The organism is Ruegeria sp. CDSA077 (genome assembly GCF_059612265.1).
This window is the reverse complement of record NZ_JBXWQG010000019.1, coordinates 1-23,521: the sequence shown is the minus strand read 5'-3', so window position 1 is coordinate 23,521 and position 23,521 is coordinate 1. Positions and strand designations below refer to the sequence as shown.

The window sequence follows — 23,521 nt, the reverse complement described above, 5'->3', positions numbered from 1 at the left end:
GACATTCGAAAGTCAACAATAACGAGCGCCTGTTGTCGACTATGGCCATATTCTGTTGAAAAACTCTGTCTTGATCGAAAGCCCTCGTGCTGATTCAATTCCTGTATTGAATGGGAGATTGGGTAATGATGGGATCAAGACAGGAAGCTCAGGCCGCACTGTTCTATGAGTTCTCGTTGGAGGGCCACGTTCCCCAGGATCACCTGTTGCGGTCGATTGATCGATTTGTTGACCTGAGCAGTATCCGCAGCCATTTGGCGGATTTTTACAGCCATACAGGTCGCCCTTCCGTCGATCCCGAGTTGCTGATCCGCATGCTGCTTGTGGGGTATTGCTTTGGCATCCGGTCGGAACGGCGGTTGTGCGAGGAAGTGCACTTGAACCTTGCATATCGTTGGTTCTGTCGCCTCGATCTGACTGATCGAGTGCCGGACCATTCGACCTTTTCCAAAAACCGTCATGGTCGGTTCCGCGAGAGTGAACTCTTGCGGCACGTGTTCGAAACGACAGTGGCGCGGTGCATTGCAGAAGGTTTGGTCAGCGGCCAGCGTATGGCGATTGATGCCAGCTTGATTGAGGCGGAGGCGACCAAGCAGTATTCAGCATCACAAGAGGAATGGGATGCTGCACGGATCGATGCCAAGACCGCACCGCGCGCTGTTCGGGAATATCTGGAAACTCTGGATGATGCCGCGTTTGGTGCTGCGTCGCCGGTCAAGCCTAAGTTCACATCATATTCTGACCCAGCCAGTCAATGGACAGCGGCGCACAAGGCGCCAGCGTTCTTTGCGTATTCCGATAACTACCTCATCGATACAGATCACAGCGTGATTGTGGATGTCGAAGCGACCAGGTCCATCCGGCAGGCCGAAGTAGGGTCGACAAAGACCATGCTGGACCGGGTTACAAAGCGGTTCGACCTTCACCCTGAGAGGCTGATCGCAGACACGGCCTACGGATCTGCGCCGATGTTGGGCTGGCTTGTTGACCGGGGTATCGACCCGCATATTCCGGTCATCGACAAGGCCGGACGTCCCGATGGCACATGGTCTCGCACCGACTTCGAATGGGATGCCGAAAACGATCAATACATCTGTCCCGAGGGTCATGCGCTGAAACAGTTTCGCCGCAACTACTCGGATCCCAAGAGAGTCCCGTCCGGAAAAGGGACAGCCCGTTATCGCGCCCTCAAACAGACCTGCCAGACCTGCCCATCTAAGGCAAAGTGCTGCCCGAATACGGACGCACGTAAGATCACCCGCGAAGAGCACGAAGACGCCCGTCAACTTGCCCGCGATATTGCCAAGACCAGACAATACAAGGTCTCGATGAAACTTCGGAAGAAGGTCGAGATGCTGTTTGCCCACCTCAAACGTATCCTCGGGCTGGGCAGGCTTCGATTACGGGGCCCATGTGGTGCGAACGACGAATTTCTCCTCGCAGCCACCGCCCAGAACCTCCGCAAACTGGCCAAGATCTTTCCCGCACCGCAGCAAACGCAGAAAGCCTGATTAGAAAGGCACTCGCGGAAAATTCTGGGCATTGGTTTCTGCATTAGCAACACGTTGTTTTTCAACACCATCGCCACCAAGCTGACATTCGCCGCGCTTGCAGCACTGCGCCTCACGAGCGGCGGCTATGCGCAGAAAGCAGACTTTGCAAACCCTCTTCTTGATCACAGGTGGCAACGGTTAGCTAGCAATCCAAGTAGATTGAAATCCGCTTCGCAATATCTGCTGAATATCATCGGTTCCAAGTCTCGATAACTTCCACCAAACCCATAATCTTTTCCTGCAATCCATTTGGAAAATCAGATAGAGATTTTCCATCTCCCCAACTCGCAGTTCTACTCAAGGCTTTCAGCTTTTTGGTGTTCCCATTGATCGATCTAGACGCCGAATCGAGGTAATCCTCAATCGTCCTTACATTTGGGTTTAAGGCGTCGTACCAGATGCCAAGATTCGCTCCGTTCTCGCTTTGCGCTCGGATCTGATTGGCTATGTAGTCTTTAGCTTTCCGAAAGCCCGATTGGTCGATGATATTGCCATCCCTTTGGATCGCGTCGCTGTCAATCACAACGAAGGCGTTTCTGCTGAAACTAAACATTTCAACGAGCTTCAAAAGTTCTGGCTCTTGTTCTGTCCCTTCCTCGATCAGATAGTAACTGTCCAGCAGTGCCCCCGCGTACATGAAAAACTGGTAGTGCCTGCCACGGCGAAGTGGTGGTTGGCCAGCCTCAGTGCGATATAAATCAATCCACTTTTGGATGTAGATTACATCTGATGGGCCTTCGACCCAGACAACGCCATTTGATTGAAGAATGTCAGACCCTCGACACCCCAGACTTTCAAGAATTTCCCAAGAATCTGTTGAGACTCTATTGATTACTGAAAACTCTGTAGTCCGTTCGACGATAGGTGAATCGCTTCCACTCGTGTCATCTTTGAAAGAATCAACATAATTGTTCTCGAAGAATTCTTGTTTGACGTGGAAGACTGAGGCATCGCTCCCCAACTTGCCGAACTGACCAATAAGCGCACTGGAGTGAGTTGCGATAAATATCTGTTTGTTAATCCGATTTTTGTGCCTTGGTTCGTTGGACTCATGAAAAACCTGGTTACTTGGTGTTTGGCCAAACTGTCCAGCGCCCATTGAAGAAAACCAGTTTTCCCATTCAAATTGCACAGCATCAGTGAAATTGATAACTTCTTCCGAAACTTGGGGGGCATCTGAGTTTCGGGTCATCCATGCAATGAAGTCTAGCAAGCGCCGCAGAGCCCTCGGTTCCAAATGCATCTCGGGCTGATCAATCAGAATTACTGGTTGCATAGCTGAAACGAGGTGAAAAACTAAAGCAGCGCAGTAAGTTTGACCGGATGAGAGCCTACTTAAATTGCGTTCTTCTCCAGTTGATGATTGTGGGTGCTGGGAGTCGCCTCTTTGCATAAAATGCTTATCTTCATTCACAAAATTGGGTTCACTAAACAAGATTCCCTTTTCAAAGATGTAATGCATGGCGAAATTCAGATAGCCAAAAACAGATTTGTAAGCACTCTGAAAGGACAAAGGAAATTCAAACGTCCCAAGATCATCATGACTGAAGATTTTGACGCACTGGGAATATTTTGGAAAGTTGCCACGAACAAGATTGCCGTGTTTGAAACAGATTGAGCCGCTCCCTGCCGCAAAACGCTCGAAGTCGTAGGTAATCTCAATTTCAGGGTTTTGTTGTGCAGGAAACCTGTCTCTGTTTCGATCATGCAGGTCAAGCTCGAACACGTGAACGACCATATTGCAGGTTGGATCGTTCCGGATGGCAACGGGGATAGTAGAATCTAAGGCTAACGACCTAGTTTTCAGGTCTCCGATAACTTTGAACAGATTGCTTTTACCGGAACCATTTTTCCCGACTATTAGGTTAAATCTTGTCAAACCCCTTAGATGTTGTTTTGGACCAAACGAAAATGTGTCTGCAATGCTGACTTCTGATATCCACATTTTGGAATAATGAGGGCGGTGCATTCTTTGTCAACTCACTAGAGTGGCAAACTCTAAAACTTCCAAGCAAACCTGCCTTCGAGTGCCATTACCAGCGTGGGGAACGAAGCGTAATCACTTTAAATGAAAACCGGCACGTGGGTAAAAACCAAAGATCAATGTCCGCTTTGGGCTGCCTTCAGTGGCTGATACGAAAAGCAGCGAACGGCGACACCGTGGCCTTATTGGCTGATGCTGCGCGATGAATGAAGTTCGGCTGTAACGCAAGGCAACTGTTCGGCGGCGCTTCTGATTCCCAAAACCGTACAGGTCTTCGTCGTCAAGAACAGTTGGTGGGATCATGCAGTTGCAGGAACCCAGCGTTCGTTGATACGTTACCTGTCTAATGATCTACAGAGCTGTTCAATTCAATCTGGTCTTCATTGAAGGTGAAGGTAACGTGGCGAACATGCCGACGCACGGCGGTATTTACGCCGAGGTTCACTGGCCGACCCGATCCATTCGCATTGGCGAAACGGGCAACTCGATGCGCGGACGCAACCGCTCTCATATGAGGTGGGCAGATAAACACCGCAATGGGGCGCACAATGAGAAAGAGGCCGCTCGGCAAGGCATAATTGTCGATCTTGCAAAGGAATGGGGCTCTGAAGGTCTCGAGTACTACGTTATCACGGAAGATCCGAGAGTGCGCGAAGACCGAGAGCTGCGCGTGGATTGTGAAAAGCATCTCCACGAATGGGCGCGAGTGCAAACAGAGTTCCGAAATATTAACACCCAGCGTGGCTACCGTACCCGAAGCTAATGAACATTTTCTTCGTTCGAATGGGCGTTTTGCCTGACAGGGCCAGAGCAGACTTTTTGCCCGGCTCGATCGCCCAGAATGAGTTTGGTATTCCCGAAGCAAGTTGACGTGAAGCGGTTATTCAACGGCAGTTCTGTCCGCATCTACGAAACTGCAAAGTCCAGTTTTTAGGTCCGCTTAGGGCTGTGATCGGCCTGCTAAGCTAGCGAATGGTTGGAGTCAGTCAATGACCGCAATGGGCTGATTCCGTTGAAAAACTCTTGTTGATTTGAGGTGCCGCCGCTGATTCAATTCTCGTAAGGATGCGGGGGGTTTGGTTATGATGGGACCGAAGCAGGAAGCACAGGCGGCGCTATTTTATGAGTTCTCGCTGGAGGATCATGTCCCGCAAGATCATCTGCTGCGGTCGATTGATCGGTTCGTGGATCTGGATGACATCCGGCTGTATTTGGCAGAGTTCTACAGCCACACAGGTCGCCCGTCGATTGATCCTGAGTTGCTGATCCGAATGCTGTTGGTTGGTTATTGCTTCGGCATCAGGTCAGAGCGTCGATTGTGTGAAGAAGTGCATTTGAACCTCGCGTATCGCTGGTTCTGCCGCCTCGATTTATCTGATGCAGTGCCGAACCATTCGACATTCTCCAAGAACCGGCATGGGCGCTTTCGAGAAAGTAAACTGCTGCGGCATCTGTTCGAGAAGACCGTCGCACGGTGCATCGCGGATGGCTTGGTCAGCGGCCAATGTCTTGCTGCCGACGCCAGCTTGATTGAAGCGGACGCAAACAAACAAAACTCGACACCGAAGGAAGATTGGGACAGATCAGCGATCACGCCACAGGATGCTCCGCGTGCTGTGAGGGAATATCTGGATGTCTTGGACAATGCAGCTTTTGGCGCAGCATCTGAGGTTGAACCTAAGTTCACATCCCATTCCGATCCCGCAAGCCAGTGGACCGCAGCACGCAAAGGGCCAGCATTCTTCAGTTATTCGACTAATTACCTTATAGACACTGACCACAGCGTCATCGTGGACGTTGAAGGAACGAGGTCGATCCGACAAGCCGAAGTCGGATCAGTGCGCACCATGCTGGATCGGGTCAAAGATCGGCATGATATTGATCCTGAACGGCTCATCGCGGATAGCGCCTATGGTTCAGGGCCGATGTTGGGATGGCTCGTTGATCGCAACATCAAACCACACATTCCCGTGCTGGATAAAGCTGGTCGCACAGACGGGACATGGTCCCGCACCGACTTTGAATGGGACCCTGAGAACAACCAATACATCTGCCCCGAAGGTGAGCCGCTCAAACAGTTCCGGCGCAATTATTCTGACCCGAACCGTAAACCCACAGGCAAGGGCGTTGCCAAGTACCAGGCTCTGAAACACACCTGCCAAGCCTGTCCATCGAAGATGATGTGTTGTCCGAAAGCAGATGCACGCAAGATCACCCGCGAAGAACATGAAAATGCCCGACAGGTTGCCCGTGATATTGCCAAGACAAAGCAATATGCGATCTCGATGCGACTGCGAAAGAAGGTGGAAATGCTCTTCGCGCATCTGAAACGCATCCTCGGATTGGGACGATTGCGATTACGCGGTCCATGCGGCGCGAACGATGAATTCCTGCTCGCCGCAACCGCCCAAAACCTCCGCAAACTAGCCAAGATCTTTCCTGCACCGCAGCAAACGTGCAAAGCATGATCAGAAAGGCGCTTGCGCTTCGTTTGAACACAACTTTCTGCGCCAGCAACACGTTGTTTTTCAACAGAATCGGCTCCTTGCCGACATTCTCTGCAGTATGCGTAGACGGGTAGTATGAGCCCTGACCAGACCTTGATCACACCTCGGTCTTTCGCTCATGCAGCAGGTCACGAACCACGCAAATCGGACATTCTCTGAGTGGCACGCAGATGGCGATGACGCAGGACAAAAGCAACAATTCGCTGCAGTTGCTCCAATGGCCGCTTTTTGAAGCTCGTCACAAACTCTGGTTCTGAATCGTCTTATCTGGAACCTCAGTTTTGGAGATAAGATGCGAAGAAAAATTTTGATTGGGGTTGGAGGGCTTTCAGTTCTGACTACCGCCTACATGTGGACCGCCACGCAACACTGGTATGACACGGTTCCGGGGGTCGCATACACAGGGCCACTGAACTTTCATTTTGCGAAGGATGTCGCCCTTGCCTATCTGTCAAGCGGAGTGGCTTTGATCTGGGCCGGTGTCAAACATGACAAATCAGCCGGACTCTGCGGCGCGTCCTGGCTCGTCCTGCATGCGCTGTTTCACATTTGGATCTGGCTTCATCGCGGCACTCCGGTGGATCTGATTGCGCTCACCAACCTGATAGGGATCCAGATACCCGCTTTTGCCGGGTTCATTTCCGCGCTCACCCTGAAGTCAGAAAGGGCAACACCATGATCCGCACGCTTCTAAAAATGGGCTTTCAGCGGTTCGGATCGCGATACAATTACGATACGGGCTACATGAGACATATCGCTGATACTTCGGCATCGGCGGGGATACGAGTGTCTATGCTACCGTTTTACAGCCAATTTCGTGGTCCTAACGACGCCCAAAACGTCTGGGCTGGCGCAATGCTTGGATCGACGTTGGACGGTGACTGCGGGCCATGTGTCCAACTGATCGTCGATATGGCGCTTGAGGCAGGCGTTCCAAGGGACAAACTCACACTTTGCCTTCAAGGCGAAGCGATGGCGGCAGGGGATGTCGGCCTCGGCTTCCGGTTTTCCCAGGCGGCCATAGCGGACGGCCCCGAACTAGACGGCTTACGACGGGAAATTGAAGCACGTTTTGGCGCGGCGGCGGTCACTGCAGCCTCTTTTGCCGCATCAAGCGGACGGATATACCCCGTGTTGAAACGTGGCATTGGCTTCGGTCAAACCTGTGGCCGCGTGAATGTCGAGGGCGAGGCAGTAATGGTATCGCATCAATCATGAACACGGTCGCAGACATATTTGAAGCGGAACGCCCAAAGCTGACATCACTGTGCTATCGCATGCTGGGTGAGCGAGCGGGTGCAGAGGACGCTGTACAAAACACATGGCTGAAATGGTCAGCAACCGACACGACCCAGATTGACAACCCGGCGGCCTGGCTGCGCCGGGTCGCTACGAATATCGCAATCGACACGTTGCGTTCCGCGCATCGCCAACGCGAGGTCTATGTCGGCCCCTGGCTTCCTGAACCCCTGATTCAAGGTGAATCGCAAGAGCCTGTGCATCCGTTTGAGCTTGCCCAGGAATGCGAGCTGGCATTGCTGTGGGCCATGGAACGGCTCACTGAACGAGAGCGTGCGGCATTCATTCTGCGAGAGGCGTTCGACGCCAGCTATTCGGATATTGCAGACACCCTTGGCGCAACCGAAGCCGCCTGTCGCCAACTTGTCAGCCGCTCGCAAAAGAAGTTGCAGGACTCAGGCCCCCGTTTCGATACAACTCCGGAAGAAGTCGCGGACTTGAGCCAACGCTTCTTCATGGCGATCATGGCCGAAGACTTCGACGCCGCTCTGTCATTGCTGACACCCAATTCCGTGGCAATCTCTGACGGTGGAGCGAAAAAACGCGCGGCGCGGCGTCCATTGATAGGTGGCAGTGAGATTTTGCAGGTGTTCCAGGCTTTGTACGAAAAAGCACGCCATGAACCGGGCTGGACGACCCGGGTAGCAACAGTGAATACCAAACCCGCCTTGTTGCGCTATCAATTCGGGCTGCTGGACTCCGTCACAACGCTTGCACCCGATGAAAATGGGAAAATAGCCTGGCTATACATCATGAGAAATCCAGACAAACTTGGGGTGGTCGAGCAATAGAGAAATCGCGACAGCGGTCATTGGCTGCGCAGCGGAAGTCAGTCAAAATAGGCTCAGCGCTGCCGTTCTCTGCGGCTTGCACCAACTGGCGGTCAGAGCCGATTGTGTTGAAAAACTCGATAACCTGACAGCTGCATTTTTCCGCCAGAATCTGTTGTGCCGGAAAAATTGAAACCCAGTGCCTGGTAGGGCCGCTGAGAGCTCCGGACATCGCCAACGCGGGTCTTAGGCCGACCCCCTCGACAATTTCCGGAAAAGCCATCTACGGGCAAGTTTTTCACCCTTCTTCGCGATAATCGGGGTTTTTCAACACAATCAGCCCGAAGCGGACCTTCACAACTGGACTTTGCAATTTTAGCTTTGCGGACAAAGCCATCTTTCGCGGCATTTGTCCCAATGTCAGCTTCAAGAAAGTCAGAGGATGTCAATAACGATGGCTTTGGTCACCTATCAGTCTGAATTTGAAGACAAGAACAATATCAGCGGCTTTACGTGCTCATCTTCGGTTAGGTATGTCAAATCACCAACATCGTCGAAGCAGATACCCATGGAAACAGGATTAGCTTCGACTGGGTAAACGCTTTCACATAGTTCACTGCGTGCTCCGATACCGCAGACCATGCCGAGTTCCTGAACAGTGGCGATGTATTTCTCTGTTATTGTCGCATCAGTCTCAGGACCTTCGAACCAGCCTCCGCAGGCGCAATAGTTGGCGCGCGCGATTTCGAAGAATGCCGACTCGATTGCGGGTTTGGGTTCCAGCACAGTGCCAATGAAGGTTATTTGGCGGCACGCGTACCCGGCACCTTGGTGTTGGAAGGCCCCCCAATTCCTCGTGATAGGTAGCACCGGCACAAGGTTCGTGAACGCAAGCATTGCGACGACACCATGATCGACACGGTCGGACAGCTCCTCGAAGTAGTCCCAAGTGAATACGGTCTTAAGAGAACCGTCTCGCATCAAGTTTGGCCGCTTTGCAGATTCAACCAGCTCCGCCAACAGTTTGGGGCAATCTGCGTATTTACGCGGGCCACCGTATTCTGGCTTCAAACGGCAGAGGCCGTCTTCACCACGAAATTCCGCCAACATGCTTTCATCGATCAACATGCCGGTTAGATAACTTGAAACTCAGGCTCTGTCGAACACGCAGGAGCGGACATTCGTTCCGCGCGCAGCGTCCGTCAAATTGGGCTGATATTGTTGAAAAACTCCCTTTCTCAGAAAAATGGTTGAAAAACTTGCCCATAAAAGCCACCTCTGAAAATTCATCGAGGGGGTCGGCCCCAGACCTGTCTTAGCAATGCCTGAGGCTCTCAGAAGCTCTACCTGGCGCTTGGTTTCGAATGAGCCATCGCAACGGATTCTGGCAGAAAATTGCAGCTTTCAAATTTTCGAGTTTTTCAACAAAATCGGCTCTGCACAGTCGTTCTCTGCGGTGAGCCTGAACAAGTCTTTTGAGCCCAAAGTCGCCTTTGATCACGCTTCGGTCTATCGCGAGTGCAGCAAGTCGCGAACCGCAGATACCGGACGTCCGTCGTCAGGTGACAAAGACAGGTGAGCGTACAAAGCTGTTGTACGCAGCTAGGATAGAGTGCAATCTTGTGATGCTCCATTTGGTTTTTTGTTCCCGCTATTCGCCTGCTATACCCGAGGTTTCATTGCGCCTATATCTTGTTTCAATTCTTTTGTGCGTGTGCACCTCGGCAAGCGCCTACACAGACATAGATACGGCTAGACGCACCTACGCAGCGATTCCATTTTCCGATATCTATGCCAACAAGGATCAGCGCACCGAAATGGCGATAGCGATTCAGGCTTATTGGCAGGACTTTGACAACCGACTTCCAAGGCTATCGCCGAACGAGCTTGAATGGCTTAAGAGCGAGCTAGATACGACTGACGACGCGAGATTGAGCAGAGCGACGCAGACCCGCGAGTTTTCCCTCTGGGAGCTCGCAAATATCTCTGATCAATGCACAAATGCGGTGGCTGGGCTTGTGACCGCAATCAATACTCCGGCTCAAGAGCAAACGGAGATGTTCCACTGGAGCAAAGTCGCCAATTGTTACCACCAAAGCAACGGGTCACTGTTCAGACATCTACGCGGGGCGCGGTTGGACACAAATGGTGACGCCAACGACGGCCACACGTTAGACAGCCTGATGCTTTCTCGCATCCTGTTAGTCATCATCCCATCGTCGATGGCAGACACCATGGGATGGGAGCTAAACAGCGAATAGGTTTAGGCTCGAAGCGGTCGTTCTCTGCGGCAGGCATCAACAGATCGAAGAGCCCTGAGCGGTCGTTCTGGCGTGGGCTCGGTGCTGTGGGCGCATTCGGCAGGTCGTAGCCCAAAGGGGCTGTTCAAACCAGATGCCCAAGTAGCGACCCGATCAGTCCTTCTGTAAGTAAAAAGGTGTCACGCGGTCTGGATATGAAAAGAAATACACGGCGTCGAAACCCCGAAGATCAGGTCGAAATCTCTCCTTAAGCAACAGCTTCCCGCTGTTAAGGATGCGGTTCGGAACCACAAGCAGGCGAATGTCGGCGTACGCTTCCCGGTATTTCGTGAGCTTACGAGCTTTCTTGTCAATTTCCCGCTGAAGGAACTCTCCGTTTTGGGAAACCCAGCCAACATGGTCACGAATCAAAATCCAATGGGGATTTGTGGTACGACGGACCAAGGCTTTACCGCTTGCGAAAACTATTTCGACGCTGTTGGCAAAAACTTCTAACCTTTCCAATGAGGCATCTAGCAACGCGTCAACGAGTTCTTCCATGGCCAGGTCGTTCACAGGGCCAAGGTATTTTAGATTGAGGCATACTTCGGAGACCCACTCATACTTTCGCCTCGCCGCCTCTAGAAATTTTCGATTTTTACCTTCCGCAGCGCGCCTGGTCGAACCTCTACTGCTATCAGGTCCGATGTGACATTCGGTAACCTCCAAGCCAAATTCGTCAGCTGAAGAAATGACTTCGAAGTCAGGTGTTTCTCGCGGAACAAGTACCCAATGCTCGTCAAGTTTGAGTGCAGCCTGGCAAGCCCAATATTCTTCCTCTTTCTTTTGTCTGTCCGCTTGCTTAGGCATGCTACCCCACACTGAAAGTACAGATCCGACAATGGTTGCTCTGACAGTACGGTTCAAGTCTGCAGAACTGGGTTCGCTCCTTGGTCTTGCTATGTGCGGGACATGCAGCTCGCAGCCCTTTGCCGCCGTCGGCCAAACTTAGGCTTTTCGCATGTGCAGCACGTCGCGAGCTGCATATTCCAGACATTCAGGACTAAGTGGCGAATGGCAGATAATAAACGACCAGGACGAATCTGGTCGCTTCTTTCCGGGCAATAGATTCCGGATGGCGCTAAGCTCAGCCGGTACCAAGCCAAAGTTTGAGACGCCCGAAGCGCTCGAAAACGCCTGTATGGAGTATTTCGAGTGGGCCCATGAGAACCCATCATGGCGGTCGAACTGGTCAAATACGCTGGCAGTGCAAAGCAGGTTCAGGTGCCCGAGTAAGGTCTTGCGCAATAGTGCACGCGAAGTAAGCTCGCCCAAAGCGATTACGAAGGAGATTCAGCTTGCGTTCCTTGTTTTTAGCATTCCTCGTGGCGATTTTGCCGACAGTGGTTACGGCGCAATTAGTCGAGGGCGCTCGCTGTGTTCAAAGTCAACTAACAGCTGCTGGTTTTGATCCCGGGCCAATTGATGGTCAACCCGGTCGGAAAACCCGGGAGGCATTGGATGGCTTTCAGAAAAAAAAGCAGCGAGTAACTGAACACACCCTCGACCTCTCCTTAGGAAATGCAACTTGCCGCCAAATTGGTTTGATTGAACCGAACTTAAGAGAATTCTGGCCCGCAAATGAAACCCAGAACTACCAGATTGTCTTTAGCCCGTCTGTAAGCACCGAAATGCGCAACCGTATTGAGGATTCAGTCGCTTACACCTACAAACGCATGAAAGCAGTGTTCCAGACAGAATTGGCGGGGCGAGATACTATCGTCGTTGGCGGCACTTCTGAGCTGAAGGCGCTTATTTCTGAATACGCACAAGTAGAACATCGAGAAACTTCTAGTTCCATTGCAGATGCTTGTGGCTCATTTCGAGGGATCTCAGGGCGAGTCCTTCCCGGACTCATGTGGATTTGTGTTTCTGACGATCCGGAGGTTCAAGCGAATATCGAGCAGACTTGGCTAGACTTTTTTGTCGCGCACGAAGCCACCCATTTGCTCCAGTATCAGTTGGGTGGTGCGATTAACGTCGGACACTCTGCTGATAAGATTCTCAACCGTCATGGACCAGTCTGGCTCGCCGAAGGTATCGCACAAGCATTTGGAAACAAAGTCGCGCTAAACACGCCAGATTGGGACTATCGCATCGTCAACTATAGGCGTCTGGAAAATCGCTTTCCTGAACTATCCGAATTAGAGCACGAGCGAGTAGTGCAATCCCGTAAGCCGGAAGTGTATCGGGCGGGCACTGTAGGCGCGATAGATTTGATAGACCTATATGGCTACCCAGCTATCGCGACGTTCTATGCTAATTTAGGGCAAGGCGCTGAATGGAAAGAGGCATTTGAAAGTGCCTTCGGTGTATCCGTTGATACCTTCTACTCCCACTACGAAGATGTAACCCGTTTTAGTGACAACGGCGACCCGCTGGAAGGTCCGTTGAGGACTCTATCCAAGTTGCCGTAAATCTTTCGGGAGTGCCTTGGTGGGGCGGAACGCAGTCACGCCTATCTGTGTATCACAGACCTCGGACAAATATGCAGCGAAAGTCCGGAAACCGCCCTCCCTGCAGAAGGGTGGCTGAATGCCCAATGTTCCATAGTCTTGGCAACATCAGCCAAGTTGTGTTAGAAAACCTCGGACTAGAATTACATTTGTCTGAGGTTACCTATCAGTGGTCCGTGTTCTGACACAGAGGCAACGCCTCCTGGAATATCTGCAATCCCATGCGCCAGCACGCGCACGGGATCTTGAGGGTGTTGGTGTCTCGGCGGCAACAATCTCGCGTTCGGTGCGGTCCGGAGACATCCTTCGGCTTGGTCGGGGGCTTTACGGCCTGCCCGACAGCGCGCCCAACACGCACGAGACTCTGATCGAAGTCGCCAAGCGGGCACCGAATGCGGTCATCTGCCTCACGTCGGCACTGGCGTTTCACGGCATCACAGATCAACTGCCGCGTCGTGTCTGGATCGCGATTGGCGCCAATGACTGGGAGCCGAAGATCACATATCCGAAGATCCGAACCGTCCGGTTCCGCGAACCCTATTTCTCGGGCGGCGTCGAGGAGCACCCGGTGGGTGGGACAACGCTCAGGATGTACACGATTCCCAAGACGCTTGCGGACGCGTTCCGGAACCAGCGCCTTGTCGATCGATCGGTCGGAATCGAGGCGCTCAAGGCCGCGATCGAACAGCGAAAGGCGACACCATCGGCGATTGCTGAGGCCGCGCGGACCTACGGTGCCTGGAACCAGATGCGCCCCTACCTCGAGGCCGTGACATCGAATGGCTGACACACCCAAGAACATCGCGGCTTCGGTGCGCCAAAGGCTTCTGAACCTTGCGCGAACGGAAGAAAAAGCCTTTGACGTCGTTCTGGTGGCCTTTGGCCTAGAGCGGCTCATCTACCGCTTGTCCATATCTGCACATCGCGACCGCTTCGTCTTGAAAGGCGGTATGCTTGTGACCCTTTGGACCAAGGACAGAGGCCGGTTTACTAGGGACGTAGATTTCCTGTCGTTCGGTGCTGAGGACGAGGAAACCCTTAAGGCGGCCATTGCCGAGATTCTGGCAATCGACGCAGATGACGGCCTGATCTTTGACGACGCCAACCTTACAGCAGCACCGATCAGGGACGATCAGGTCTACGGCGGCATGCGCCTGAAGACGACTGCCTTTCTCGAAAAGACGCGGATCCCGATCACGATCGATGTCGGGTTCGGAGACGCGCTTGGAAACCCCGACTACGCGCTCGACTACGGCTCACTGCTCGGCTTTCCGTCCGCTTCGGTGCGCGCCTATTCCCCCGAAACGGTCATCGCCGAGAAATTCCAGGCCATCGTGGCACTCGGTATCATCAACGGTCGGATGAAGGACTACTACGACTTATGGGCGCTGCCGAAGGCAGTGGACCTCAATTTGGACAGTTTGCAGGCCAGCATCAAAAAGACTTTTGAACGACGTCAAACGGAGGTGCCGCAAGCGCGACCGCCAGGACTGTCCGAGGCATTCGCCAGCGACGCGACAAAGTCTGCTCAGTGGCGCGCCTATTCCGAGGCCACCGAGATCGAAGGCATGAGCCTCGCGGACGTCGTCAATGATATCTGGGCGATGCTTGAACCGATCTGCGCGCGCGTCGGTCGTGCGACCTGAGAAAACCAGACCTCCATCGGAAGCAAGCAGGCACAGGCTACCGCGCGCGGCGTGACTGCCTTGCTGCCCTGTTAGTGCGCTTCGCCGCAACGCGCCTATGAGTTATAGGATTCATTTCTATAACTCATCACAGTCAAAATTCTGAGCGACAGAACTGTGTGTCACGCCTCCGTCAGCCCTGCGTCCTCGAGCTGCTCTCGGTCGGGCAGGTCCTGCAGAGTCGCCATGTCGAATGCGATCAAAAACTTCTCGGTCGTGACATAAGTGTAAGGCGCCCCGCGCCGCGGCGAACGTGGGCCTGTCCCGATCAGTCCTTGCGCATGTAATCTGCCGATCAGATCGCGGCTGATCTCCTTGCCGAAGATGTCCTTCAATCCGTATCGCGTGATAGGCTGGTGATAGGCGATGGCGGCCAGCACAGCGACGTCGACTTCGCGCAGGTCTAAATGCTGTTCGCAAACGTCCGCTGCCACGCGGATCGCCAGTGCATAGTCTGACCTTGTCCTCAACAACCAACCGCCAGCCACCGTCGCCAATTCAAACGCGCGTCCCTCGAGATCAGCAACCAGGTCATCGAGCAACAAGTCAACCGACGCCCCCTGCCCTACAATGCGCGCCAAATCCTCACGTGGTACCGGCGAGGCGGACGCAAAGAGCACGGCTTCGATCCGGCGCATCCATTCGCGCCAGCGCAACTCGGCGGGCAATTCTTCCAACTCCCGGTCTAGCGCCTCTTCTTTGTGGTCCTTGGCCATTGCTCAGATTCCGTAGAGCCGGAAGGTGTCGCGCCCGGTGAGTTCGCGTATGGCGCCGAGGTCCACCAGACGGTCACAAAACCGCCGCGCCGCGCGGTCGGAGCGCAGCGAGGTGAGTACCGTCGGCGCGACAGCATCAGATGCCAGAAACATTGCCACAGCCTCCTCCGCTCCTTTGGGGCGCAGCTTGTGTGCAACGTCTCGCAATCGCGCGGCCCGGTGTGACAGATCGGCGGCTTGTCTTGTCGCTTCCGCGACTGCTGCAGTAGTCGCTCGATGGCAGGCCAACCGAAACTCCTCATCTGACTTTCGCAGATCGCCGCACTTGAGACCAAGCGCCAGAAGCGGGAGGACATGCGTCCATCCGAGCGCCCGCGCCAAAGCCGCGTCGGCCAATAGTAGCGCCGTAATGGGATCACGCGGTCGATCCTCGACCACAGCTTGCAGCACGGCCGCGGCTCCAGGGATCGGTGCCCCCTGCCCCGCGTCCAGCCAGGTTGCGATCTGGTCCAGATCCAATTCCGGCAGAGCGCGATGCAGGGCCTTGATCGAGCGCGGTCGCCACGCCGCCCGTCGCCATGACAGGTAAACCTCACCCGCTGGACCGGCAGCGTCTCCAGGCCGTAAAAACGCTACTGCATCCCGCAACTCTGCAGCCCGTTCCGAAATGCGCTGCCTCCCCCTTCGCTCGTACGCGCAATTTTCGGAGACCCCTAAGATGAGCCAACAAAACGACGGAGACGAGAGAGATCAAGCTAGAAGCAATCCGATTGCTCTGCCCTCCCATGTCGCAGGTTCCGGCTCGCTCGATCGACTGGTCGACACCGCCCGCGACTACGCCAAAGCCTCAACGGCCGAAAACACCAACAAGGCTTATGCCGCCGCCAGGGGGAGGACCCTTTTTCGGCACCCTGCCCCGACCCGCAGATGATTGGCCTCTACCTGACCGAGCTTGTTGCCCCGACGAATGGGCCCCCATCGCAGTCGGCACACCGACCCCTGTCGGTCTCGACCATCGAACGCCGCCTTTCGGGGCTAGCCTGGAATTACGCGCAGTGCGGCTTTACCCTTGACCGTAAGGACAGGCACATCGCCGCGGTGCTCGCGGGCATCAAACGCAAACATGCGCGCCCACCGGTTCAGAAAGAGGCGATCCTGGCGGGGGATATTCTGATGATGGTGGCCACCCTGCCCTTTGATTTGCGCGGGATGCGTGACCGGGCGATCCTGCTTCTGGGCTTTGCCGACGGACTCAGGCGCTCCGAGATTGTCAGCCTGGATATTGGCAAGGACGACACCATGGACACCGGTGGTTGGATTAAGATCATCGAAGGCAAAACCGGCGGCACCCTGCTCACACTCAACGCCAAGACCGGTTGGCACGAGGTTGAGATCGGGCGCGGGTCCTCCGACCAGACCTGTCCGGTGCATGCGCGCGAGCAATGGCTGCATTTCGCCAAAATCAATTTTGGGCCGGTATTTGTCCGAACCACGCGAGATGGCAAGAAAGCCTTAGAAACTCGGCTCAGCGACAAACACGTCGCCCGTCTTATCAAAACCACCTTGCTGAAAAGCAGCATTCGGTCAGACCTACCTGAGAAAGATCGCCTCGCCCTGTTCTCGGGCCACTCGTTGCGCGCGGGTCTGGCCAGCTCGGCTGAGGTCGATGAGCGCTATGTCTAGAAACAGCTTGGTCACGCGTCCGCCGAAATGACCCGCTGTTATCAGCGTCGCCGCGACCGCTTCCGCGTGAACCTGACCAAAGCGGCGGGGCGCTGAGAGGATGCAAAAAATCCGGTTCCATGAAAGGTCTCGAAGACCTTGGCCGCGCCCGGCTCAGCCAAACCTTCTACCTGCGGGACTCTCTGATGTCGGAGATTGCCAATTTCTACGGAATCCCGGACCGGTAGTGTCGCAATAGAACGATGGTTCTGGAGCAAAACTTCAGACCTGTCAGTCGTAGTACTGGGAGTGACCCAACTAAGCCGCCGACCTAAAGAACTCACGGTTATGCGCCGCCCTTCTCCACCTTGCCAGCCATTTAGTGACCAAGACCATTATTCTGTGGTGTCAATACGTATGCTCTTGGCCTCGGGGTCCACGCGGCTATAGGCGGCCAGCAATCTCCCGGTCCATTTCTGGGCAATGTAGTCTGCCATGAAACGCGTGGGCGCTATCAGTGTTACGACGCCCCCTGCCCTCCTCGCTTCGGTCAAATGTTGGAACCAACTGCTCCACAATTCAGGATCGCGCCCATGCAGGATCGACTGTACCTGTGCCCAGACATCTTTGTTTGTTGTGTCCGGTGCTGTGGCCTTGACCTTAAACGGCACAATGTTGGTTTCCTCGGCTGACTCGTCCGTCATTCGAGCTTGGAAATCGCGCCCAATCATTGGCCAAACTTCAGTCGTGTCGACCATAACCTGTTTCAGATCCAGCTCGTAAACCGCAACGCGCCCCCGAGCAGACGGACGTTTTACAGCAATCCAACCCATGGTCTTCAGCTTTGCCATTTCTCGTTTTACCGTCCGCTCATTCACGGACCAAAGCCGGGCGATCTCTTCTCGCCCCATCGACAATTCATTGCTGCGCCAATTATAGCGTGTGGTGATCAGAACCATGATACGAAGAATACTGCGCTGACGGTGCTTGTCCCCGGACAAGGCATGAGCCGCCAACGCCGAGAGAATGTCATATTTCAGCGCGGGCGCATTTCGCCCGACGGGTTTTGCAGCCTGCATGTCTATTCTCGTTGCTCTGTCTGCCTCAAGCGATGGGGTATCGCTGGTTTTGCGTCATTTGCCAACGCTTTTCATCATTATTACTTGATTAGCGTCCAAAGCAACGATTCTGTCAAGCACAGACTGATTTTCGACTTGGCCCAATTCTACAATCAAAAAGAAAAATGGTGAAGTATTGGTGATGGGGGACATCTTGTTTGACCCCCATATGTCAACTTATGTCCCCCTATATAGAGCAATTCTATATGTGACGTCCCCCTAAATGTTGCAAGAGGACATATATCTTCACCATTTGTGAGCCGATGGGTTGAGCGAATCGATTCCGGCGGTGAAAACCCCTGTTTTCTTACCCAGGGGTAAGATCGCAGTCTCATAATAATTTGTTTTGCCTAAAGCGCAAATCAGGCGTAAATAAGAAACATATAACAAATAGCGTCCTAACTAATGAGACCCGAGGCATGTACACGCACGAAGACCTAAACGCATTGCGCAATCAGTCCCTCAAACTGCAGGGCTGGATTCGCCAGCAGACCTTTAGCCCCGAGATGGAAAAAACGCTCCGCCGATTTTCAAGCTGGGAGGTGTCCGAGCTGATCTTTCGCGTCAATCAATCAACTTTTCGCGGTAAACTGGCAGCGGATCCCTCTCTGCCCGGGGGTGAGGTGGAGCCTGATGGGCGTCAGCGTTGGTTCAGTCTGGAAGAGGTGAATGAACTGCGCAGGCGACTCAAGGTGAATCGCAAATCCCTGATGCCGCCCCGGCCTGTAGGCAAGCGTGCCATTCGGGCGGCAGTCGCCAATTTCAAAGGTGGTGCAGGAAAATCCACTGTTGCCCTACATCTGGCCCACGCCGCTGCGCTGGACGGCTATCGAGTCTTGGTGGTGGACTTTGATCCGCAGGCCACACTCAGCCACTCCATGGGTTTGACTGATGTGGCTGAGGATTTCACCGTGTGGGGCATTATGGCCCGCGACCTGATCCGTGAAACCGAACGGATGAACATCCGTCCTGCCGCCGCCGAATCCGGCACCGCCCTGCCCCGCCGCGAGTTGCCGCCAGCGATTACCGATTTGGGCCTGGGTGATCTGCGGATCGCGGATTTCATCAAACAGACCTCGTGGTCATCAATCGATGCGGTTCCGTCCTGCGCCAACGCTGCCTTTGTCGAATTTGCCTCGGCGCAATACAGACATCTAAACCCCGAGTGGTCCTTTTTTGCCGCTGTATCCCGGTATCTGGATCAGATTCCAGATGATGCCTATGACCTGATCCTATTCGATTGCCCGCCTGCAATTGGCTATCAATCTATGAATGCGGTGTTTGCTGCGGATATGCTCTATGTGCCTTCGGGTCCGGGGTATTGGGAGTACGATTCAACAACGTCTTTCATCGGTCAACTTGCCGAGGCGTTGGAGGACCTTGCCTATGGGTTCGACAAAACCTTACCCACGGGTAAGATCGGATTGCCTAAGACTTTCTGCGAACTGCGCTTTCTATTGACTCGGTATGAGCCAGGCAACGCGCTTCATCTTGCGATGTTCGACGCCTTCAGGAAAGTGTTCGGCGAGCATGTCGCGGAGCACCCGGTTGAGATGACCCGGGCTGTAGAACAATCCGGTCGCTTCCTAAGCTCCGTCTATGAGATGGATTATCGTGAAATGACCCGCGAAACCTGGCGCCGCGCGCGCTCGACGTTTGACAATGTGTATGAGGAATTCCGGGGCGTGATGCTGTCGGCCTGGGATAAGCTGGAGGATGACGCATGAGCCGCAAACGCAGAATGTTTGACATCGACATGCCAGCGATGGAGGATATCCCAGTTGGCAAGGAGCCGGACAAGGCATTGGAAAAGCGTCGTGGGCCAATGGCGGCAGCGATCTCTGAAAATGCTGATGTACTGCGCGACCAGAAATCGACCGAAAATACAATCCGCGCAGAGAACGATCGACTGGCGCATGAGCTAGTCCGGCTTCGGTCTGAAGGCTTGGTGATTGAACATGTTGCCTTGTCGGATGTTGTTACCGAAAAACTGACACGCGACCGTAAAGCCGGACCTGATCCCGAGCTTGAAGAATTGCGGGAGTCGATCCGAGATATCGGATTGTCCAATCCTATTCGGCTTGAGCGTCGCGCTGATGGACAGTTCGAATTGATTCAAGGGATGCGCCGTTTGTCGGCTTTCAAGTCTTTACATGAAGAAACCGGTGACGAGACCTATGCCCGAATCCCTGCCGGTGTTTCCGAAGCAGCTGATGTGAATGATAGCTACCGGCGTATGGTGGATGAGAACTTGATCCGTAAGGGTATTTCCTTTGCCGAGATGGGCGCTTTGGCGCGAGCCTATGCACTGGACCCGGCAAATGAGTGTCCGGACGTAGACAAGGCGGTCGCGGTTCTTTTCAAGTCCGCCAGCTATACTAAACGGAGCTACATACGCTCCTTTGCAAGTTTGCTGATGATGCTGGATAAGGTGTTAAAGTATCCCAATGACATCCCGCGCAACTTAGGAGTCGAACTGAAGCGCAAACTCGACACTGATCCCGGGTTGATCCGTCATGTAAGTACTGTGGTAATGTCTGAACCAGACCGGGATGGACCGCGCGAGGTCGCCATTCTTCGGTCGTTTGTAGAGCCGGGCATTAGTGATCCCAAAAAAACATCTACCCCAGGTGCTGGTAAGACCCGCCGTGCGAAAACCACGTTTCAGGTATCGGGCAGGGCAGGGGTGGCCAAATGCTCAGCCTCAACCGGCCGGATCGAGTTGCGGTATGATCTGGATTTCACCCGGGTCGATCGTGCCAAGTTGGAGCAAGCAATCGCTACGCTGATCGACGCTTTGCAAGAGGACGACGATCTTACCCGCGGGTAAGATTTGGATCGTTGTTGAAAACTCTAGCGCCGGGTCGTTGACCCGGCGTTTTGTGTTTCAAAGGTTTACCCCAATAGATCCGTCGCTGGGTTCTCCGCAATATCCACATCGTCGTAATATTTCTGCGCCTGGGCCATCGATCGGTGTAGCGACAGGCGCATCGCGGCCTGGATTGGGGCACCGTCCAACGCCGCCTGGGTCAGGAAGCCCGAACGCAGCCCGTGCGGCGAGGCGAAGCCGTCTGGCAGGCCCGCCAGTTTCAATCGGTGTCTGACGATCTGGTAGATCGCATCTGGGCTGAGGCGGCGCATCAATACCCTGTCGGCTTTCGAGATCGGTCGGAACAGCGCTCCGTCGCCGATCTTTCCCACCTCGATCCAGTGCGCCAGGGCTTGTGCTGCGCGGCCCTTCAACACCAAACGTGGCGTCTCACCTTTGCGGGTGGTCTTGGTCTCCAGCAGGGACAGCCAGATGAGGCCTTTGTCGTCGAATTCCTTGAGAGAGACATCTTCGCGCATCAACCCGGTGATCTCCGAGCGGCGTCGACCACCCGAGGCCCAGCCCAGCATCAGGATGGCCCGATCGCGGCAGTCCCGACGTGAACCGCGGCAGGTGGCGAGCAGCTGTTCCAGCACGTCGCGGGTGATCGGGTGCTGCGATTTTGGGGCAGGGGGGCGGGCGGCCGCCCGGCGCGCCTTGGCCCGGGCCTGTTTGACCTGTGGCGCACCAAAGGGGCTGGTCAGGTTCTTCATCCGGTGAAACGCAAGCCAGGAGGCGATACGGCGGTCCAGTGTCGAGGGGGCCTGGCAGATGAGGGATCTGCGCAACCCTTGTATGATCAGCGCTTCGGCGGTTTCATGGGCAACATCCGTTTCCAGTGCGTCGCTTAGGTCACGCGCGTGATCAAGTATGAAGGCGAGGGCGGTGGCTTCGGATTCCGGCCAGTCCAGCGCCGTGCCAAAGCGTGCGGATTTCCAGGCGGTGATATACAACAGATCGCGCTCATAGGCTCTTAACGTGTTCTCCGGTGTGCCGCGCACATAGAGATCTGTCAGCGCCTCCTGATCGGCAGCGGAGAGAGCAGGGGAGGCGGTGGGGATATATGGGGCAGGGGGCTTCATGGGCACCAATTTACGCCGGATTCTGCTGAAAATCAATTAAACATGATAAGGGATACTTATCGAGTGTAATGGAACAATTTCCAACATGTGAAGGTAGAAGTCATAATTTAAAGAATTTGCGCGTTAGGTGATAATATGCGCTGATTCACAGGAGTTTCCCTCTTCGCCTAAAGCTATTGCTCTATCTCCGTTTCATCGCTTCAACGGTTCTGTTGCAAACTTTTGACCATTGACGCTTTCGGAATTAGTGCGTGAATGACTGCCGGTCATGGCACCGTAAACTTAACTGACCGAGGCTGGGGAATTCCCTGGATCGTTGGATTACGTTGTTGGAATCCGTGCGATTTCGCGCCAGGTTTGCATAGCAAGTGATCGCATTTCCCGGAATTTAGTAGATGTCATTTCGTGGCGAGGCAGCTGGAACAAGTTTGCGATGGGATCGTGGACGGAAACAAGACGCTGCAGTTGCACCGGCGATTTGAATCGTTTCATCACCCTTTCTCGCTGTCGTGTTGGCTGATGGGAATTCTCCGCTCGGTTATTCAGCCCCTTGTGCGATCAGTGTTCCAGATCGGGCATAGTTTTGCGCTTTGCTGCCCCGTACGAACGCAATTTGTCTGTGATCATGACGCGTGGAATTGATCCCAGTCGTTTGAGAAGTTAGCGCATGAGGCGCTTGGCCGCGGTTGCATTGCGGCGGTTTTGCACCAGCACATCCAGGACAAAACCGACCTGAGCGACTGCGCGCCTTAGCCAGTGTTTCTTGCCGCGCATCGTGATCACAACCTCGTCGAGATGCCACTTGCTATCAAACTGGCCTGCCGATCTGCGGCGGATGTCGGCTGCGTACTCACGCCCGAATTTCTTGGCCCACATGCGGATCATTTGGTGCGAGACGATGATGCCCCGCTCGGCCAACAAATCTTCGACCATGCGCAAGCTGAGTGGAAACTTGACATACAGCCAAACCGCGTGGGCGATCACGTTTGGGGGAAAACGATGGCGGCGATAAAGGGAAGAGCGACTGAATTTGGTCTTGCTGGCCCATCGAATATCAACAAAGGTCGTGCTATAACTTTACGGTGCCACAACGAAGTTCGCCCTCACCGCGCGATCGGGAACAACCCATCGATCTCTCTGATGAATGGCTCAAACATGCTACAAGCACCCTGAGTCTCAACCCCCGGAAAGTCTCCAGGCGGGTGGTCTGAACAAGGGGAGAAGGCCAAATCCTCTGATTTCTAACTATTGGTGCGGAATACTACAGTGGAGGAGGATCACCAAAAGAGGGCCGGATTGAATCGGGCCCGGATGTGTCGCAAACATTTGGAACGGTCAAAGTCAGCGACTTACTGGATACACCTATCCTGCGATCTCTGCGAATAGCTGAAAGCCAGAAGTCGTATCACTTGAGAATTGCCGCTTCCGGATCATATTGGCGACTTCGATGCCGTCCAAAGTGGCTGATGCGGATCTGAACGATTTGAACCCACACATATGCCGTACACGACGCTTGATAA

At 54.1% G+C, this 23,521-nt stretch carries 19 protein-coding genes and 3 pseudogenes; 13 read left to right on the top strand and 9 right to left on the bottom strand.

Annotated features, from left to right (window positions below; translation table 11 throughout):
• Positions 1-125 precede the first annotated feature (125 nt).
• Positions 126-1,511 carry an IS1182 family transposase gene (locus AC2FLE_RS20375; RefSeq protein ID WP_496699340.1) on the top strand — a complete coding sequence of 462 codons (1,386 nt, stop codon included), beginning with the start codon at positions 126-128 and terminating at the stop codon, positions 1,509-1,511.
• Between the two features lie 232 nt (positions 1,512-1,743).
• Here the strand turns inward: AC2FLE_RS20375 and AC2FLE_RS20370 are convergent, their stop codons facing one another.
• Positions 1,744-3,279 (bottom strand): AAA family ATPase, encoded by a 1,536-nt coding sequence (locus AC2FLE_RS20370; protein ID WP_496699338.1) that lies wholly within the window; start codon positions 3,277-3,279, stop codon positions 1,744-1,746.
• A 604-nt stretch (positions 3,280-3,883) separates the two neighbouring features.
• On the opposite strand from AC2FLE_RS20370, the gene AC2FLE_RS20365 reads away from it, so the two are divergent.
• The 5 genes from AC2FLE_RS20365 (at position 3,884) to sigJ (ending at position 8,134) form a co-directional block, all read left to right on the top strand.
• Entirely contained in the window at positions 3,884-4,300 is a 417-nt protein-coding gene (locus AC2FLE_RS20365) for a hypothetical protein (protein WP_496699337.1), read from the top strand.
• A gap of 319 nt (positions 4,301-4,619) precedes the next feature.
• The gene (locus tag AC2FLE_RS20360; RefSeq protein WP_496699335.1) at positions 4,620-6,005 is read left to right on the top strand and encodes a transposase; all 1,386 of its coding nucleotides are present in this window, start codon (positions 4,620-4,622) and stop codon (positions 6,003-6,005) included.
• A gap of 331 nt (positions 6,006-6,336) precedes the next feature.
• Positions 6,337-6,723, top strand: a complete 387-nt coding sequence (locus tag AC2FLE_RS20355) for a hypothetical protein (protein WP_496699334.1) — start codon at positions 6,337-6,339, stop codon at positions 6,721-6,723.
• Entirely contained in the window at positions 6,720-7,262 is a 543-nt protein-coding gene (locus tag AC2FLE_RS20350; protein ID WP_496699332.1) for a hypothetical protein, read from the top strand. The genes AC2FLE_RS20355 and AC2FLE_RS20350 overlap by 4 nt, the downstream gene beginning before the upstream one ends.
• A complete protein-coding gene (sigJ, locus tag AC2FLE_RS20345) occupies positions 7,259-8,134 on the top strand; it encodes an RNA polymerase sigma factor SigJ (RefSeq protein ID WP_496699330.1) in 876 nt (291 codons plus the stop codon). The genes AC2FLE_RS20350 and sigJ overlap by 4 nt, the downstream gene beginning before the upstream one ends.
• Before the next feature lie 450 nt (positions 8,135-8,584).
• Here the strand turns inward: sigJ and AC2FLE_RS20340 are convergent, their stop codons facing one another.
• Complete coding sequence (locus AC2FLE_RS20340; RefSeq protein WP_496699328.1) at positions 8,585-9,241, bottom strand: hypothetical protein; 657 nt, start codon at positions 9,239-9,241, stop codon at positions 8,585-8,587.
• A gap of 551 nt (positions 9,242-9,792) precedes the next feature.
• Here AC2FLE_RS20340 and AC2FLE_RS20335 point away from each other — a divergent pair.
• The gene (locus tag AC2FLE_RS20335; protein ID WP_496699327.1) at positions 9,793-10,374 is read left to right on the top strand and encodes a hypothetical protein; all 582 of its coding nucleotides are present in this window, start codon (positions 9,793-9,795) and stop codon (positions 10,372-10,374) included.
• Positions 10,375-10,527: 153 nt separating this feature from the next.
• Here the strand turns inward: AC2FLE_RS20335 and AC2FLE_RS20330 are convergent, their stop codons facing one another.
• The gene (locus tag AC2FLE_RS20330) at positions 10,528-11,223 is read right to left on the bottom strand and encodes a hypothetical protein (protein WP_496699326.1); all 696 of its coding nucleotides are present in this window, start codon (positions 11,221-11,223) and stop codon (positions 10,528-10,530) included.
• Positions 11,224-11,711: 488 nt separating this feature from the next.
• On the opposite strand from AC2FLE_RS20330, the gene AC2FLE_RS20325 reads away from it, so the two are divergent.
• From AC2FLE_RS20325 to AC2FLE_RS20315, 3 genes are all read left to right on the top strand, one after another.
• Positions 11,712-12,830 carry a peptidoglycan-binding domain-containing protein gene (locus AC2FLE_RS20325; protein ID WP_496699324.1) on the top strand — a complete coding sequence of 373 codons (1,119 nt, stop codon included), beginning with the start codon at positions 11,712-11,714 and terminating at the stop codon, positions 12,828-12,830.
• 208 nt (positions 12,831-13,038) lie between these two features.
• Positions 13,039-13,656, top strand: coding sequence for a type IV toxin-antitoxin system AbiEi family antitoxin domain-containing protein (locus tag AC2FLE_RS20320; protein WP_496699322.1), 618 nt, complete (start codon positions 13,039-13,041; stop codon positions 13,654-13,656).
• Positions 13,649-14,515 carry a nucleotidyl transferase AbiEii/AbiGii toxin family protein gene (locus AC2FLE_RS20315; protein WP_496699320.1) on the top strand — a complete coding sequence of 289 codons (867 nt, stop codon included), beginning with the start codon at positions 13,649-13,651 and terminating at the stop codon, positions 14,513-14,515. Before AC2FLE_RS20320 ends, AC2FLE_RS20315 begins: the two co-directional genes overlap by 8 nt.
• A 161-nt stretch (positions 14,516-14,676) precedes the next feature.
• Here the strand turns inward: AC2FLE_RS20315 and scpB are convergent, their stop codons facing one another.
• Positions 14,677-15,270, bottom strand: a complete 594-nt coding sequence (gene scpB, locus AC2FLE_RS20310) for an SMC-Scp complex subunit ScpB (RefSeq protein ID WP_496699318.1) — start codon at positions 15,268-15,270, stop codon at positions 14,677-14,679.
• 3 nt (positions 15,271-15,273) lie between these two features.
• On the bottom strand, positions 15,274-15,939 hold the full coding sequence (locus AC2FLE_RS20305; RefSeq protein ID WP_496699387.1) for a DUF1403 family protein: 666 nt from the start codon (positions 15,937-15,939) through the stop codon (positions 15,274-15,276).
• A 49-nt stretch (positions 15,940-15,988) separates the two neighbouring features.
• Here AC2FLE_RS20305 and AC2FLE_RS20300 point away from each other — a divergent pair.
• Positions 15,989-17,049, top strand: a pseudogene (locus AC2FLE_RS20300) (tyrosine-type recombinase/integrase).
• A gap of 278 nt (positions 17,050-17,327) precedes the next feature.
• On the opposite strand, the gene AC2FLE_RS20295 reads toward AC2FLE_RS20300, so the two are convergent.
• Positions 17,328-18,011 carry a DnaA N-terminal domain-containing protein gene (locus AC2FLE_RS20295; protein ID WP_496699316.1) on the bottom strand — a complete coding sequence of 228 codons (684 nt, stop codon included), beginning with the start codon at positions 18,009-18,011 and terminating at the stop codon, positions 17,328-17,330.
• A gap of 458 nt (positions 18,012-18,469) precedes the next feature.
• Here AC2FLE_RS20295 and AC2FLE_RS20290 point away from each other — a divergent pair, with 458 nt between their 5' ends.
• On the top strand, positions 18,470-19,777 hold the full coding sequence (locus tag AC2FLE_RS20290; protein WP_496699314.1) for an AAA family ATPase: 1,308 nt from the start codon (positions 18,470-18,472) through the stop codon (positions 19,775-19,777).
• Entirely contained in the window at positions 19,774-20,880 is a 1,107-nt protein-coding gene (locus AC2FLE_RS20285) for a ParB/RepB/Spo0J family partition protein (protein ID WP_496699313.1), read from the top strand. Before AC2FLE_RS20290 ends, AC2FLE_RS20285 begins: the two co-directional genes overlap by 4 nt.
• 65 nt (positions 20,881-20,945) lie before the next feature.
• Here AC2FLE_RS20285 and AC2FLE_RS20280 read toward each other — a convergent pair whose 3' ends face one another.
• The 3 genes and pseudogenes from AC2FLE_RS20280 to AC2FLE_RS20270 form a co-directional block, all read right to left on the bottom strand.
• The gene (locus tag AC2FLE_RS20280) at positions 20,946-22,001 is read right to left on the bottom strand and encodes a tyrosine-type recombinase/integrase (protein WP_496699385.1); all 1,056 of its coding nucleotides are present in this window, start codon (positions 21,999-22,001) and stop codon (positions 20,946-20,948) included.
• Positions 22,002-22,322: 321 nt separating this feature from the next.
• Positions 22,323-23,054, bottom strand: a pseudogene (locus AC2FLE_RS20275) (IS6 family transposase).
• Between the two features lie 309 nt (positions 23,055-23,363).
• Positions 23,364-23,521, bottom strand: a pseudogene (locus tag AC2FLE_RS20270) (IS6 family transposase); the annotation flags it as partial.